At 35.2% G+C, this 16,609-nt stretch carries 9 protein-coding genes; 3 read left to right on the top strand and 6 right to left on the bottom strand.

What is annotated here, in order from left to right; translation table 11 throughout:
- Positions 1-36 precede the first annotated feature (36 nt).
- The 4 genes from EHC72_RS06245 to EHC72_RS06260 form a co-directional block, all read right to left on the bottom strand.
- Entirely contained in the window at positions 37-2,409 is a 2,373-nt protein-coding gene (locus tag EHC72_RS06245) for an ABC transporter permease (RefSeq protein ID WP_131536817.1), read from the bottom strand.
- 47 nt (positions 2,410-2,456) lie between these two features.
- On the bottom strand, positions 2,457-4,826 hold the full coding sequence (locus tag EHC72_RS06250; protein ID WP_131536818.1) for an ABC transporter permease: 2,370 nt from the start codon (positions 4,824-4,826) through the stop codon (positions 2,457-2,459).
- A 305-nt stretch (positions 4,827-5,131) separates the two neighbouring features.
- Positions 5,132-5,830, bottom strand: a complete 699-nt coding sequence (locus EHC72_RS06255) for an ABC transporter ATP-binding protein (protein WP_131536819.1) — start codon at positions 5,828-5,830, stop codon at positions 5,132-5,134.
- A 71-nt stretch (positions 5,831-5,901) separates the two neighbouring features.
- Positions 5,902-7,146, bottom strand: a complete 1,245-nt coding sequence (locus EHC72_RS06260; protein ID WP_131536820.1) for an efflux RND transporter periplasmic adaptor subunit — start codon at positions 7,144-7,146, stop codon at positions 5,902-5,904.
- 179 nt (positions 7,147-7,325) lie between these two features.
- On the opposite strand from EHC72_RS06260, the gene EHC72_RS06265 reads away from it, so the two are divergent.
- The 3 genes from EHC72_RS06265 (at position 7,326) to EHC72_RS06275 (ending at position 12,561) form a co-directional block, all read left to right on the top strand.
- Entirely contained in the window at positions 7,326-8,696 is a 1,371-nt protein-coding gene (locus EHC72_RS06265) for a sigma-54-dependent transcriptional regulator (RefSeq protein WP_131536821.1), read from the top strand.
- An 83-nt stretch (positions 8,697-8,779) separates the two neighbouring features.
- Positions 8,780-10,141 (top strand): sensor histidine kinase, encoded by a 1,362-nt coding sequence (locus tag EHC72_RS06270; RefSeq protein WP_131536822.1) that lies wholly within the window; start codon positions 8,780-8,782, stop codon positions 10,139-10,141.
- A gap of 224 nt (positions 10,142-10,365) precedes the next feature.
- Positions 10,366-12,561, top strand: coding sequence for a bifunctional alpha,alpha-trehalose-phosphate synthase (UDP-forming)/trehalose-phosphatase (locus tag EHC72_RS06275; RefSeq protein WP_165585772.1), 2,196 nt, complete (start codon positions 10,366-10,368; stop codon positions 12,559-12,561).
- A gap of 68 nt (positions 12,562-12,629) precedes the next feature.
- Here the strand turns inward: EHC72_RS06275 and EHC72_RS06280 are convergent, their stop codons facing one another.
- Positions 12,630-14,414, bottom strand: coding sequence for a glycoside hydrolase family 15 protein (locus tag EHC72_RS06280; protein ID WP_131536824.1), 1,785 nt, complete (start codon positions 14,412-14,414; stop codon positions 12,630-12,632).
- A gap of 919 nt (positions 14,415-15,333) precedes the next feature.
- Positions 15,334-16,602: a glucose-1-phosphate adenylyltransferase gene (locus tag EHC72_RS06285; protein ID WP_131536825.1), complete on the bottom strand. Its 1,269-nt coding sequence runs from the start codon at positions 16,600-16,602 to the stop codon at positions 15,334-15,336.
- Positions 16,603-16,609: the final 7 nt, after the last annotated feature.

Here is a 16,609-nt window from a genome sequence, read left to right on the forward strand (position 1 = left end):
ATTGTTCAACTGATTAATTTTAAGTGGCAAACTGAATTATTCGTATTTTAAGGCATTTACAGGGTTGGCTGTTGCTGTTTTATAAGCTTGAAAACTTAGCGTTATCACTGCCAGAATTATTGTACCAGCCGCAGCTACAACAATTACCCAAGGTGAAATATTGGTATGAAATTCAAACTTTTGCAACCAGGTATTCATGGCATACCAGGCAAGCGGCACGGCGATAACAATAGCAACTGCAATCATTTTTATAAAAGATAAAGACAAAAGCTGCATCAAATTAAATATGGAAGCACCTAAAACTTTGCGTACACCAAATTCTTTTGTGCGTTGCTCTGCACTGTAAGTAACTAAGCCAAATAAACCCAGGCAGGAAACAAAAATTGCCAGGCCTCCAAAAAGATTTGACAAGATGCCAAGCGTTTTTTCTGTTTTGTATTTCTCAGTATAAAGCGAGTTAAGAAAGGTAACTTCTATTGGATATGCAGGATTAATGGCTTTAGTTATTTTGCTTATAGTTTCGACATTTTGCTGCAAGCTATGTTCATTATTTAAGCGCATTGTGATTTTCCCAGTACGTCTGGCATCAAAAAAAACGATCATTGGATTGTTTGATTTGTACGGAGAATCCCAAACGTAATCGTCAAAAACACCTATAATATTATATTTATCGCCAAATGCAGTTACCGTTTTTCCTATTGGATTTGTATAGCCAAAGGTTTTAACTGCCGAAGCACTTACCATTACCCCTACAGAATCTGAGGCAAAGTTTTTAGAAAAATCTCTTCCCTGGGTTAATTTTATACCATTTGTTTTAATAAAATCATAAGTGGTAGCAACCTGATTAAACAACTGGGTATTATCGGGCTGCGTCATTCCCTCCCATCTAACATCCATAAAATTTTGTCCACGATGTGATAAGCCAACTGATGATTGGAACATGGAAGTTACCGCTCCAGAGTTTAATAGTTGAGTACGTAATACCTCATATTTAGTTTTTAATTCTCCATCTTGTGGCATTTCGGCTAATGCGTTTACATCAAATCCTACTGGTTTATTTTTAATGTATTGTATTTGTTTGTAAATAACCAAGGTTGAAATAATCAATATAATGGCAAAGCAAAACTGCCCTACAACCAGCACTTGCCTTAAGCTAACAGAATAGAAAGCTTTACTTTTTATTTTCCTTTTTAAGGTTTGAATTGGATTAAAGGCCGAAAGGTAAAATGCAGGGTAACTACCAGCAATAAGCCCGGTAGCAAATACAATTCCTAATATGCCAATCCAGCTTGATTTATTGAAGTAAGAAATATCTAATTTAATGTTTAGCAGATTGTTAAATGTGGGTAAGAAAACTTCTAGCAAAGCAATTGCTATAATTAATGAGATAACGGTTAATACCATTGATTCTGTTAAAAACTGCATGATGAGCGAAATGCGATTTGCTCCGATTGTTTTTTTAATGCCTACTTCTTTTGCCCGTTTCTCTGATTTAGCCGTAGCCATATTCATAAAATTGATGCAGGCAATTAACAGAATGCCCAATGCCAGCCCCATAAACAGATAGATTTGCTCAATTGCACCACCAACACTTTTTCCATTTTCAAACTTGCTATATAAATGAATTCTGTTTAAAGGAAATAAAAATTGTGCTTGATGAACATCGTTTGTATTCCTTTTTAAAACATTAAATATTTTTTGATTAACAGCATCCAAGTTTGCTCCAGCCCTTAATTGCGCTAAGGTTATATAACTAAAATTTTCCCAGTTGGCATTTTTCGCACTGTTATCAAAAGTTTCTAATAAAGACCAAGGCATTAAATAATCGAATTTGTTTGAGCTGTTATCCGGCTGATCTTTAATTACACCTGTAATGTTTAAATCCAAACGATCCTTAAAACGAATTGCTTTATTTAGTACATCGGTGGTTCCAAATAATATTTTAGCGGTAGATTCTGTTAATATTACTGAATTTGGATTACTTAGGGCGGTATTTGCATCCCCTTGAATAAACTGGTAATCGTACATTTTAAGAATACTAGGCTCAGCAAATTTCGACAAGCGTTTATACGAATTTTGACCGTTGGCAATCAAATCTTTGTTACCATAATCCATCCTTGCGGTGTACAAAATTTCAGGAATATCCTGTTTAATGGCGGGTCCGAATGCAGTGGTAGAGCCTTCAAAAGTGCCAGAAATTACGTCTTTCTCACCTGGAATATTCGTCATTGTGGTAAAAACATTTTCGGCATTTTTTGCTTGCTTATCAAAATTCCATTCGTAAGAAACGTAGATCAGCAAGGTTAAACACGCAGCTAAACCAATAGCCAAACCAATAACATTAATTAAGGAAGATGTTTTGTTCTTCCAAATATTTCGCAAAGCGATTTTTAAGTTTAACTTGAACATAGTAGGTCAATTATGTAATTTGGTTAACTGCTTAATTGTAAAATGAATTATTCGTATTTTAAGGCATCAATAGGGTTTGCTTTAGCAACCTTAACGGATTGAATACTTACTGTTAGAATTGCAATTAAAATGGAAATTACAATTGCTAGCAGGAAAGGTAAAAACGAAATGGCAACATGATATTCGAAAGCAGAAAGCCATTTGTTAATAATGATGTAGGCTAACGGGAAAGCAATTAGATTTGCTATTGCAACCAGTTTTATAAAATCTTTGTTTAGCAGGGTTAAGATGTTACCTGTACTTGCACCCAACACTTTACGAATGCTGATCTCTTTTTTACGCTGCTCGGCCATAAACAATGCTAAACCAAGCAAGCCCAGGCAGGAGATAAATATTGCGAAACCTCCAAACCAGTTGGAAAGGGTACCTAAAAGCTTTTCGTTTTGAAATTTTATTTCGAAAGATTCATCTACAAATTTACGGCCTACGGGATAGTTGGGTTCCATTTGTTTAACTAATTCATCTATTTTTTCTAGTGATGAACTAATATTTTGATTGGGATTTAAACGAACTATAACCACTGCTGCCCCATCTCTGTAACTTGGATAAAATATCATTGGTGCAACTTTTTGATAAGCGCTTTCTACCACAAAATCCTTTACTACACCAACATTAGTCAATCTTGCGCCGCCCCAATTAATTACAGCTCCAATAGGGTTTTTAAGCCTCATCATTTTAACCGCAGCTTCGTTTAGCATTACGCTGGCTGTATCGTGTGGAAATTTATCAGAAAACTCCCTTCCACTAATCAATTCTGTACCAATAGTTTCTACAAAATCATTACCTATACCCCTATTATTAAATAAAATTGATTCGTTTGGATTTTTACCTTCCCACGAAATGCCCGTGGTATTATTTCCATTTTCGGTAATATCTTTACTAAAAAAGGTAACATTTGATGCTGCACCCGATTTTATAAGTTGAGTTTTAAGTAATTCAAGCTTAGCATTATCATGCATTTTCCCCTCTACAGAAATTTGAATCAAATTAGTTTTATCATACCCAATAGGCTTGTTTTTAACATACCTAAGTTGCTGGTAAATAACTGAGGTGCAAATAATAAGGCACGCAGCAAAAACAAACTGCACTACAACCAACACTTTTCTAACCGAAACGGATGAATCTGTTTTAATTTTTAAACCTTTTAATACTTTAATTGGCTCAAAAGAAGATAAATATAAAGCCGGGTAGCTCCCTGCAATAAGTCCTGTAAAAACCATTAAAGCAAAAAGTGCAATCCAAAACTTGATGTTAGTGTAATCTATTTTCAATTCTATGTTTAATAAATTGTTAAAATACGACAAGCTAACTTCGACCAGAACGAACGACAAAACTGTTGCAAGAAAAGTTATAAATACCGATTCTAACAAGAACTGGCTTATTAAGGATTTACGAGTAGAACCGATTGCCTTACGAATACCAACTTCTTTTGCTCTGCGCTCAGAACGGGCTGTTGATAAATTCATAAAGTTTACACAGGCAATTAGTAAAATACAAAAAGCAAGCATTATAAATATTTTCAGCTGATCTATTTTACCGCCTACTAATTTTCCATTTTCAAATTCATCATACAAATGCCATTTGATTAGCGGATGCAAGGAAGCATCAGCTGTATTGTCTTTTTGATTGCGTTTATAAATGCCCTTCATGGCTGCATTTGCTTCGGTAAAAAACTTATTATCTTGTAACTGAACAATAGTTAAACACATGTTGTTACCCCAGTTTTTATCCCGTGCCCACGATTCTCTTTTTTGAAATAATGCCCAGGGCATTAAACCTTCAAAAGTTATACTATTATTGGCAGGTACATCTTCAATTATGGCTTCCACCTTTAACACATCCTGATTTTCGAGCTTTACCGTTTTATTAATAGGATCTTCGTTGCCAAATAATTTCTTAGCAAAGGTTTTTGTTAAAATAATGGTGTTAACATCTTTTAATACTTGATTTGGATTACCCTTAATAAATTTATAATCTAATATTTTAACAAAAGAAGGATCGGCAAAAAGCACTCTGCTGGTTAATTTATTCTCGCCCACGGTAATCAACTTAGGGCTTGGATAGGTTGAATGCGATGCGTCTTTAACACCAGGGATTTTTTCTCTTACTTCATCTGCCATAGCATTAGGTGTCCATGCCCAGCTAAAAGTTTTACCATTTGCAGGGGCATGCTGATAAACTACATAAGTTTTATCAACATTTGTGTACTGCCTATCGTAACTCCACTCGTACGCAATATACAGCAACAAAATCATACAACTTGCTAAGCCAATAGCCAACCCACCAATATTGATTAAAGAAAATCCCTTGTTTTTCCAAAGGTTTCGCAGGGCTATTTTTAAGTTTAATTTGAACATATTAGATTAACTATAAAATTGTTGGACTGATTAATTGTAAACTGAGTTATTTGTATTTTAAAGCTTCTACTGGGTTTGCCTTAGCTGCTTTTTATGCTTGAAAGCTTACTGTTAAAAATGCTATCTGGTTTTTATATTTTGTTAAAGGTTTAGCTTTTAAAGTGCCAATCCCCCTCTTCCCATCCGGGAAGACTTTTGGGCTGGCTATCATTAACTAAAACTAAATTCTTTATTTCAAGGCGCTAAACAGAAGGCAAAAGCTTGTACAATTAAACCTTCAATCTTTAAACCTTCTGCCTTTGCCCTTAAATTAATTCTTCGTTTCTACTTTTATTTACCTTTTCCGAAATCACATGTCCATCTTTTAAATTGATAATTCTGTTAGAAAAACTGGCATCGTGGCTGGAGTGTGTCACCATTACGATGGTGGTTCCGGTTTCGTTTAATTCGCAAAGCAATTCCATTACTTCATTTCCATGCGAGCTATCCAAATTTCCCGTTGGCTCATCAGCCAAAACCAATTTCGGTTTGGTAACTAAAGCTCTTGCAACGGCAACACGCTGCTGCTGGCCACCAGATAGTTGCTGAGGAAAGTGACCGCTTCTATTTACAATATTCATGCGTTCAATAATTTCGTTTACCAACTTTTTACGCTCTGTTGCAGGCACTTTATTATAGATTAAAGGAAGTTCAATGTTTTCGAAAACCGTTAATTCATCAATCAGGTTGAAATTTTGGAACACAAACCCCATATTTCTCTTACGGAAATTAGAACGCTCCCTATCATTTAAGGTTAAAAGTTCAGTATCTATAAATTTGTAGCTTCCACTTTCAGGTTTATCCAATAAGCCCATTACATTAAGCAATGTAGATTTACCGCAGCCTGATGGCCCCATAATTGATACAAATTCTCCTGCAGCAACATGAAGGTTAATTCCATTTAATGCGGTGGTTTCTACCTCTTCAGTTTTGTAAACTTTTTCCAGATTTTCTATTTTAATCATAACCTAATTGTTGTAAAGTTTGAATGTTTTAGTTAAAATGTTTCGGGCCTAACCCCAATTCCTATATATATTTATTTACTTATTTCTACCTGATCGTATTGGTTAAACTGATCGTATGAAGAAGTGATTACCTCATCATTTTTCTGTAAACCATCCAATATTTCATAATAAAGGTAGTTTTTACGGCCAATTTTAACGTTTCGTTTCGTTGCTTTTCCATTGCTTACCACAAATACCCATGCACCTCCAGTACTTTGGAAGAACTGCCCTTGCGCTAAAAGCAATGATTTACTATTATCAGATAAAGTTAGTTTTGTTTGTAAAGATAAACCACGACGTAAACCATCAGGAGAGCCATTTTTGAAAACCATTTCCACCTGAAACTGTCCTGCGGTAACCTCTGGAATAACCTTGCTTACCGTTAAATCATAGGTTTTACCATTAAACTCACAGCTAGCCGTTTGTCCCTCCTTAACTCTGTTTATATAATATTCATCAACGCCAGCCTGTAATTTATAACCTTGCAAAACATCAATCTTTCCAATCATTTCATTTGAGGTATACGATTTACCAATCACCGGATCGTAAGAAGATAACTTACCAGATACCGGCGCTTTAATCGTCATGTTTTCAATGTTTTTACGAATCATTTCCAAACTCTCGTTCATTTGCCCCATACTTTGATCTATTTGAGCCAATTGCATTTTACGACTTTGGTTTTCTTGTTGAATAGCTTGTCTTACAATTTTGCGCTTACCCTGATAATATTCATAATCTTGATTCGATTTTGTAAATTCTTGTGTGGTAATTACTTTTTTCGAGTATAAAGCGCTATCCAGGCGATATTGCCTGGCGGCAGTACGTAGATTATTTTCAACATCCAGTAAATCCTGATTTAAAACCCTTTGATTTTGTTCCAAATCCAATCTCGATTTACGCAATTGATTAATTTGTTCAGTAGCTGCCGTTTGGCTTGATGTGTAGCTTAACATAGCGTTAGAATTTGAAATCCTCAACAGCGGTGTTCCCTTTACTACGGATGAACCATTTTCAGTAAAAATTTCAGCAACAGTTCCACCTTCAGATGAACTTACAATTACTGAAGTTAATGGCACAACACTCGCATTTAATAAAACTACATCTTCAAAATCGCCATACTGTACTTTGCTAATCGTTAGTTTATCCGCATCAGCCTTGTATACTTTTTTTAATGATAAGGTATAGCCATAAATTACAACTGCAACAAATGCAACTGCCCCACCTAATATTAATAAGGTTTTAGTGCTAAATCTTTTCTTTTCTATTTTCTTATCCATTGTTTGTTGGTACTGTTTTGTTGCTTAATAACCAAGCTTGTGCCAAAAGCAAATACCTGAATAATTATCTATAAAACAGACACTTAAATTTTTTATCAACATTGTAATGTTCATTATCGGACAGTTTATGTGCGAGATCGAACAGTTTTATTAATTTCGTATAATCAAATTTCTATTTTATGCTAGATGCCACTGTATTAATTATTGATGATGACGATGATATTCTGCTTAGTGCGAGATTATTTCTTAAACAGCAGGTTAAACAGGTAATCACTTGCAAATCGCCAAAGGAGATTAATATTTTATTAAGTAAAAATGAGGTAGATATCATTTTACTGGATATGAACTATCAGAAAGGAGCCAGTGATGGCCGCGAAGGTTTATACTGGTTAGAGCATATTCTTTCAATCGATAAGGATTATGTTGTGATTTTGATGACTGCCTTTGGAAATGTAGAGCTTGCCGTAAAAGCGATTAAAAAAGGTGCTACAGATTTTATTCTTAAGCCTTGGGAAAACGAAAAGCTTTTCGCCACCCTTTCTGCTGCATCCAAACTGCGAGAATCTACCCGAAAAGTAAAGAAACTAGAAAAAATCCATTCTTCGTTACAAAAAGATATGACCCGCGGTTTCGAAAACATTGTTGGCGAAGCTGAAGTAATTAAGCAATTACAAAACACTTTGGTAAAAGTAGCTCCTACTGATGCTAATATGCTTATTTTGGGCGAAAACGGAACAGGTAAACAAGTATTTGCCTACGAAATCCATAGATACTCTCAGCGCAAAAACCAAGTTTTTATGCATGTGGATTTAGGTTCTTTAAATGAAAATCTATTTGAAAGTGAACTTTTTGGATATGCCAAAGGTGCATTTACCGATGCCAAAGAAGATAAACCAGGAAGATTTGAACTTGCAGATGGTGGAACAATATTTTTGGACGAGATTGGAAACTTAACGCTTCCTTTACAAGCAAAATTATTAAGCGTTTTACAAAATAGAACGGTTACCCGCCTCGGCGAAAGTAAAGAGCGTAAAATAAATGTGCGCTTAATTACGGCTACCAACATGCCTTTAAACGAGATGGTTGCTAAAAATACCTTTAGGCAGGATTTGTTGTTCAGAATAAATACAGTAGAGCTTTTACTGCCACCTTTGCGCAAACGTGGAACAGATATTTTATTGCTTGCTAATCATTTTATGCAAGTTTTCAGCTCAAAATATCATAAAGAAACACGTAGTTTAAGTCCGAAGGTAGAAGCGGCACTTTTAAATTATAACTGGCCAGGAAACGTTCGGGAGCTTCAGCATGTTTTAGAAAGAGCCGTAATTATGAGCGATGGAACAACCATTTCTGAAGAAGATTTACAGCTAAGTCCGCAGCGTTTTGCTAATAATAATGCCATGCCTGATGAAATGGCACTGGAAGATATGGAAAAAATGATGGTGCAAAAAGCAATCGATAAACATAAGGGAAACATATCAAAAGCTGCTGCAGAACTAGGTTTAACTCGTGCTGCTTTATACCGTAGAATTGAGAAATTTGGAATATAAGGGTAGGAAGGTTGAAAATCAAAACGCTTTTGCGCCAACTTTAAACCTTCTACCTTTAAACCCTCTACCCTAAACCTTAAAAAATGTTTTATAAACGCTTCACCTTTCGTTTAATATTTCGCCTGGTTATCATTAACCTACTTGGCTATTTATTGTTCTACCTGATTAAAAATACTCAACTTTGGTTTACAATAATTGGTTTGGGTTTAGTTTTTATAGGCACCATTATTTCGCTTTACCTTTATATTAACGAAATCAGGGCAGATATAAAGCGCTTTATCCTCGCTGTAAAAACCAGAGATCATACTTTAAATTTCAAAAATAAAACAACAAAAGGCAGTTTTCCCGAGTTATACGAATCCTTCAGTGATATTTTATTAGTTCACAAACAAATCAGACTAGAGCAAGAAGCCATGTTTCAATTGATTAAAACCATTTTGGAACAGGTTCCCGTGGGTGTAATCGTTGTAAATAACACAGAGAAACAATTGAATGAGAACATGGAAATTGCTTTCTTCAATCAGGCAGCATCTAACTTATTGGGCGTACCAGCGTATAAATATTGGCATCGCTTATCGCAACACTTACCAACTTTCGCAAATGAAGTAGATCAAATTATTACTGGCGGAAAACGTTTTTTAGAACTTAAAATTCAAGATAAATTCATCCAGCTATCAACAGAAGTAATTCCCCTAAATTTATATGGAAACAATTATATCATTATTAGTTTCCAAAATATTAAGGATGAAATAGAACAAAAAGAAACCGAAGCCTGGAACCGACTAATTGGGGTTATTTCTCATGAAATTTTGAATTCCATCACACCAATCAGCTCTCTATCTGATACAATTAATAGAATGGTTACCGATAAAGAAAATTTAACGGAAGATGAGATGGACGATTTAAAAACTGCTTTACAAACCATTCAAAGAAGATCTTCAGGACTTTTAGATTTTGTTAAAGATTATCGTTTAATCGCCGAGTTACCTACCCCTAACCTGGAAACACATACCATTGGCGAAATATTGAAACATATTAAAGTATTAATGCAGCCATTTGCAAAAGTGCGTAATGTGGTTCTTGATGTAGAGCAAACTTCATCAAGAATTACTGTACAACTGGATTTAAAATTGGTTGAGCAAGTACTTATTAATTTAATCACCAATAGTATTTACGCTGTTGAAGAAATGGAAAATCCACATATCCAAGTAAATTACAGGTTGGAAAGTAATAAACTTTACATCGAAGTAATTGATAATGGAAGAGGTATTGAGGCCAATGATTTGGAAAAAATATTTGTTCCGTTTTATACCACTCGTAAAACTGGTTCGGGAATTGGATTAACCATTAGTCGCAATATTATGAAAATGCATAAAGGAGGCATCGAAGTGGCGTCTACGCCTGGTGAAGGCACTACCTTTTCTTTGATATTTAATTATGTTTAAGGTTGATTTGTAATTAAAGGATTGCAAATCCTTATTTATTTTAGATTCGGGATGCGCTATGCTTAACATCCCGAATAGCAAAAAAAGCAAAGGCAGATTTATAAATCTCTATTTGTTTCTGTCATCCTCAGCTAATGGATTAATCATTTGAATGTTTTTTAACACAAAAATTCAAACAAAAACATGTTAAAGGGCTTTATTTAATAGATACATCCCAAATTAGCATGAAAACAGTTATAATATCGAATAGACTACCCGTTAAAATTATTGAAGAAAATGACGAATACACTTTTATTCCAAGTGAAGGTGGATTAGCCACTGGCCTCGGCGACGTTTACAAAACCGGCAATTCCATTTGGATTGGCTGGCCTGGAATCGATGTTCCCGAAGAACGGCAAGAAGAAGTGAAACAAAAGTTAGCCAAACTAAACCTCTATCCTGTATTTTTAACTCAGGAAGAAATTAACCTATTTTACGAAGGTTTTTCAAATGAGGTTTTATGGCCAGTTTTCCATTACCTTGTTACCTACGCCCATTACGAGCAAAGTTATTGGGATTGCTATAAATCTGTAAATGAAAAATTTGCAAATGCCGCTTTAAAAGTATTAGATCAAGAAGATAAAATTTGGATACAAGATTACCAACTCCTCTTATTACCAGGAATATTAAGAAATCAACTGCCTGAAGCAACCATCGGTTTCTTTCAGCATATTCCATTTCCATCATATGAAATTTTCAGATTAATTCCTTGGCGAGAAGAGCTTTTAAACGGCTTAATTGGAGCCGATTTAATTGGTTTCCATACTTATGATGATGTTCGCCATTTTATAAGCACAGCTACCAGACTATTGCCCGTAAACTCATCGTCTAATGTTTTAAACAGCAACGAAAGACAAATTGTAGTAGAAGCATTTCCAATGGGAATTGATTTCAATAAATTTTCTTCTTTGGCCTCGCAACAAGACGTAAAGGATAAAGTGAAATCATTTAGAGAAGGCAAAGAAAATGTCAAAATTATTTTATCGATTGATAGGCTGGATTATAGTAAAGGAATTTTAGAACGTTTAAAAGCACTTGAAATTCTATTGCAAATGCATCCAGAATATGTTGGCAAAATAGAGTTAAACATGATTGTTGTACCATCGAGAGATACTGTACCACAATACAAGGATTTAAAAGAACAAATAGATCAATTTGTTGGAAATCTTAATGCTCGATACCGCTCTTTAAACTGGATTCCAGTAAATTATTTCTACCGCTCGTTTCCTATTGAAACTTTATCAGCATTTTATTCTGCCGCCGATATTTGCCTGGTTACGCCTATGCGTGATGGAATGAACTTGGTGAGCAAGGAATATGTGGCCAGCAGAAACAATGAAGATGGCATATTAATTTTAAGCGAAATGGCAGGCGCCTCAAAAGAGTTGACCGATGCCCTAATTGTTAATCCAAACAACCTTGGTGATATTATGGAAGCTATTGTTGCAGCACTAAAAATGCCTTTGGATGAGCAAAAGCAACGTATGAAATTAATGCGAAATATTGTAGAAAAATTCAATGTTAAGCATTGGGTTAATAATTTTATTTTAAGATTAAACGAAGTGAAAGATTCTCAAAAATCATTAATAACAAAACATGCTGTAAATACCGTTAATGAAGTAATTTCGGCAAAATATAATACCACCAAAAACCGGGTTTTATTTTTAGATTACGATGGTACCTTGGTGGGCTTTTCGGGTAATATTGATGACGCATCTCCAGATGAGGAGCTTTATGATTTATTGAAAAAATTAACCGCTGATGATGCCAACCACATTGTAATTATTAGTGGCAGGCGACATGAAACTCTTGAAAAGTGGTTTGGGCATGTTAAAGTAGATTTAATTGCCGAGCATGGCGCATGGCAAAAAACATATAATGATAAATGGAATTCTTTGCCCTTGCTAACCGATCAATGGAAACAGGAAATTAAGGCCCTTTTAGAAACTTATACGGATCGTACTCCCGGCTCTTTTATTGAGGAAAAAAGTTATTCACTAGTTTGGCATTACCGAAAAGCAGAAGAAGGTTTGGGAGAATTAAGGGCCAATGAAATTGTTAGTCACATGCGTGTTTTGGCTGCAGATAAAGGTTTGCAATTAATGCCTGGCAACAAAGTAATTGAGTTTAAAAACATGGAAGTTAACAAAGGTAAAGCCGCATTAAACTGGCTTTACGATAAAACACCAGATTTTATTCTTGCCCTTGGCGATGACCACACCGATGAAGATATTTTTAAAGCTTTGCCAAATGGTGCCTTTACAATTAAAGTAGGTAATAACTTATCAGAAGCAAAATATTACTTGAATGATTTTAATGAAGTAAGAAAACTACTCGGATCATTGATAAACACTAAAAAAGCATTAATCAATAGTAATTAGCCGCTAAACTGAAATAATAAAAAATGCATCTTTTACAAGATGCATTTTTTATTCGCTTTATTTTAAAACTACAAAAATATCGGTCTATCCAATTTAATAGCAATTCTATAAGCAGCATTCATTAAACCCACATGGCTATAGGCCTGCGGAAAATTGCCCCATTGACTACCCGTTTTAGCATCCACATCTTCGCTAAATAATAAAAGATGATTACAATATTTAATAATGTTTTCAAATTCTTTTATTGCCTCATCGGTTCTGCCAACACAAGCCAAAGCTTCAACATACCAAAACGCACAGATTAAAAATGTTGTTTTTGGCTTCCCAAAATCATCAGCATGCAGATAACGGTAAAATAGCCCATCTTCGGTTTTAAGCTCTTTCTCCAGCGCAATTAAATGATCTTTTGCTTTTTGAGAAGCTGGGTCCAAATAACCCATCATTATAAGTTGCAAGGTACTTGCATCTAAGTGGTTGCTTCCAACAGCATTTGTATACACTTTTCTTACAGGATCATAACATGCTTCTATATGGGCGGCAGCTTTGTCAATTAACACTTGTGCACGTTTTTCAAAATCCTTATTACCAATTGTTTTGGCCATTTTAAGCGCTGCATTTGCTCCCGCCCATTGAAATAAGTTGCTATAACAATGTACATTGGCAATGTTTCTGAACTCCCAAATTCCTGCGTCCTTCTCGTCAATTGTTCTTTCTATTTTCGATAAAACACCCTCAATCCATTTAACAGAATCACTTCTTTCAGAAAAAACGAAACGATGATCGGTATAAAGAGGCAGCATAGAAATTAAAACCTGTCCATAAATATCGTTTTGTATATGTTCGTAAGCCTGGTTTCCTATGCGGATTGGCTTTTCACCTTCATAACCTTCCAAATGATCTAACGTAGTTTCTACAATATTACGCTCTCCAGTTATTCCATATAGCGGCTGATAACGCTCATCCTCAGCAAAAGAAATATCAGATAAGTAATTGAAATATTTCTCCATCTCTTCGAAATGCCCAATGTGATTTAACGATGTTAAAACGTAAAAAGAGTCTCTTAACCAGCAATAACGATAATCCCAATTTCGGGTGCTTCCCGGTGATTCGGGCAAACTGGTTGTACTGGCTGCAATAATTGCCCCGGTATCTTCATACTGATGGATTTTTAAAACAAGTGCAGATCGTATTACAAAAGGTTGATAAAAACCCGCAATTGATGAATGTTTTATCCACAAACGCCAATAAGCAACAGTTTCCCTTAAAAAATTCTCGGCTGTACTAACAATTGGTGCTTCCAGATTATAACCATAAGTTAAAATCAAATACTTTGTATCATTTAGTACAAAAGCCTTTTCATCCAAAATGTAGTTTAAAGATACGTTTGTACTCAGGCGAATATTTTCATCACAACCAATATAATCAATATGATTACTCCCCTGACTTACCTTCATTTTACCTTTTCCGTAATCACAAACAGGATCACATTTAATCGTTATCCGCGGATTTCCTTCTAAAGCTTCAATCTTTCTAATCAACATTAAAGGTTTAAAATAACGCTCGTACAGGTGAAATCTTGGCGCAAAATCTGTTACTCTATATGTTCCATCCTCTGCTGTAATTTCAGTTCTTAAAACATTGGTATTTTCTATATAATATTGATGTGAGGTAAATTCCTTTTCAGGACGAATAGAAAATTCGCCTCCTTTCTTTTTATCTAACAAGCTTCCAAGAACGAAAGGACTGTCGAATCTAGGCCAGCAAAGCCATGATATATCTGTGTTTTTATTTACATGTGCAATGAAAGCACAATTTCCTATTATTCCGGTTTGATACAGGTGTTTATCGGTCATAAGCAATTTAATCTTTTATAACTAACAAGCTAATACCATAAATGTTGAATAAAACTGTACAGAATGACTTGATTTTAACATTGAACGTTGTACATAAACCCGATCAAAGTGGATATTCCGATCTTTTATCGGGACAGAAACGGGAGCGGGACTAACTGTATGCCAAGAGCTTAAATCCGTTCATTTCCAAATATTTATTTTTGTTTTTGGAAAGCAAAACCTGTAGCAATTATGAAAATTTCTCCCTGCTTTCCGTTATATCCCGACAGAAAAAGCCGGGATGTCACTTCAATCAGGTTTAAGCCACCGCAAGCTGTTCGAGATGTTAGCTTTTTCAGCGCATCTCGTAATATTTATAAAGCAGGATTTTCAAATCATGAAGGCCAATTATAACTTTATCTATTTAAGGGTTCAGAGAACCCTTTTTATTGTTAATTCGAGATGCCTGCGGAACATCTAGAACAGCTATAATTTCCAAATCATGAAGGCAAGCTGTTCGAGATGTTAGCTTTTTCAGCGCATCTCGTACCATTGATAAAGCATGATTTTCAAATCCTGAAGGCCATTTATAGCTTTTACCTATTTACGGGTTCAGAGAACCCTTTTTATTGTTAATTCGAGATGCCGTTACCGAACATCTCGAACAGCTAAGCGTTGTATATAAACCCGATCTGAGTAAATGTTACGATCTTTTTATCGGAACAGAAACGGGAGCGGGACTGCTGTATGCCAAGAGCTTAAATCCGATCATTTCCTAATGTTAATTTTTGCTTTTTGGAAAGCAACCTTGGTCACTTTTATGAAAGTGTTTTTTAATAATAAAGAGTTTGCGCTTTCTCTAAATAACCCAGACGTAATTCCAAAAAAAATGCCGGAACAGATTATAATTCTGATCCGGCTTTTATATAAATTAATGGATTTAAATTACTGTTCCGCTTGGCAAAACAGCACCTTTTTTAATTACCACGATACCATCTTTAACGGCGTAAAGTTCATAATCTCCATCCTCTAAATGATCGCCGCCATTGATTTTAACGTCATTGCCAATTCTACAATTTTTATCAATAATTGCATTATTAATGTAGCAACGATCGCCAATACCAATAAGTGCATTACCTGAATTGGTTTCATTCTGAATTTCTTCTAGCGTTTGGTAACGATCGCTTCCCATGATGTAAGAATTGGTTACCACCGTATGTTTTCCAATTCGGGAACGAATACCCAAAACGGCATGTTCTACCCTACTAGCCTGAATAATACAACCTTCGGCAATAATGGTTTTTTCTAAAGTAGTACCCGAAATCTTTGAAGGTGGGAGCATTCTTGCCCTGGTAAAAATAGTATGATTGCTATCAAACATATTAAACTTCGGCAGCTCATCTGTTAAGCCCAAATTGGCTTCAAAAAACGAAGAAATATTACCAATATCCGTCCAGTAACCTTCATACTGATAGCTTAAAACGCGATTTGCTACAATGGCACGTGGTAAAATTTCTTTACCAAAATCCTTCTCATCTGCGTTTTCATTTAAAATATTAATAAGGAAATCACGATTAAAAACGTAAATACCCATTGAGGCAAGGAAATTTCTTCCTTCACTTTGCATTTCTTCACCGGTATCAGAAACCCAATCTTCCAATCCTGTTTTAGGTTTCTCGATGAAAGAGGTAATCATATTTTCATCATCTGCCTTCAGAATACCAAAATCTGTAGCATCTTTTGCTGTAACGGGAATAGTTGCGATGGATATTTCAGCATTTGCTTCGATGTGTTTTTCAATCATATCTTTAAAATCCATCTGGTATAGTTGATCGCCAGATAAAATTAAAATGTAATCAAACTCATGGGAAACAATGTGATGCATACATTGTCTCACGGCGTCGGCTGTACCTTGAAACCAACCTGAGTTTTGCACAGTTTGTTCAGCCGCTAAAATATCAACAAAGGCCGTACTAAAATGGCTAAAGTGATACGTGTTTTTAATGTGTTTGTTTAGGGATGCTGAATTGAACTGAGTTAACACAAACATGCGGTGTATGCCAGAATTTAGGCAATTAGAAATTGGGATGTCTACCAGTCGATATTTCCCCGCAATAGGAACAGCGGGTTTGGATCGTGTTTGTGTTAATGGCGATAATCTAGATCCTTGGCCACCACCAAGGATAACGCCTAAAACTTTGTCGGTCATGTTTAAG

Origin of the sequence: Pedobacter nototheniae (genome assembly GCF_004335085.1) — a bacterium.
Lineage (GTDB): Bacteria > Bacteroidota > Bacteroidia > Sphingobacteriales > Sphingobacteriaceae > Pedobacter > Pedobacter nototheniae.

Coding starts and splice junctions, on each gene's coding strand:
- EHC72_RS06245 (WP_131536817.1), bottom strand. CDS start 2,409: ATGTTCAAGTTAAACTTAAAAATCGCTTTGCGAAATATTTGGAAGAAC.
- EHC72_RS06250 (WP_131536818.1), bottom strand. CDS start 4,826: ATGTTCAAATTAAACTTAAAAATAGCCCTGCGAAACCTTTGGAAAAAC.
- EHC72_RS06255 (WP_131536819.1), bottom strand. CDS start 5,830: ATGATTAAAATAGAAAATCTGGAAAAAGTTTACAAAACTGAAGAGGTA.
- EHC72_RS06260 (WP_131536820.1), bottom strand. CDS start 7,146: ATGGATAAGAAAATAGAAAAGAAAAGATTTAGCACTAAAACCTTATTA.
- EHC72_RS06265 (WP_131536821.1), top strand. CDS start 7,326: ATGCTAGATGCCACTGTATTAATTATTGATGATGACGATGATATTCTG.
- EHC72_RS06270 (WP_131536822.1), top strand. CDS start 8,780: ATGTTTTATAAACGCTTCACCTTTCGTTTAATATTTCGCCTGGTTATC.
- EHC72_RS06275 (WP_165585772.1), top strand. CDS start 10,366: ATGAAAACAGTTATAATATCGAATAGACTACCCGTTAAAATTATTGAA.
- EHC72_RS06280 (WP_131536824.1), bottom strand. CDS start 14,414: ATGACCGATAAACACCTGTATCAAACCGGAATAATAGGAAATTGTGCT.
- EHC72_RS06285 (WP_131536825.1), bottom strand. CDS start 16,602: ATGACCGACAAAGTTTTAGGCGTTATCCTTGGTGGTGGCCAAGGATCT.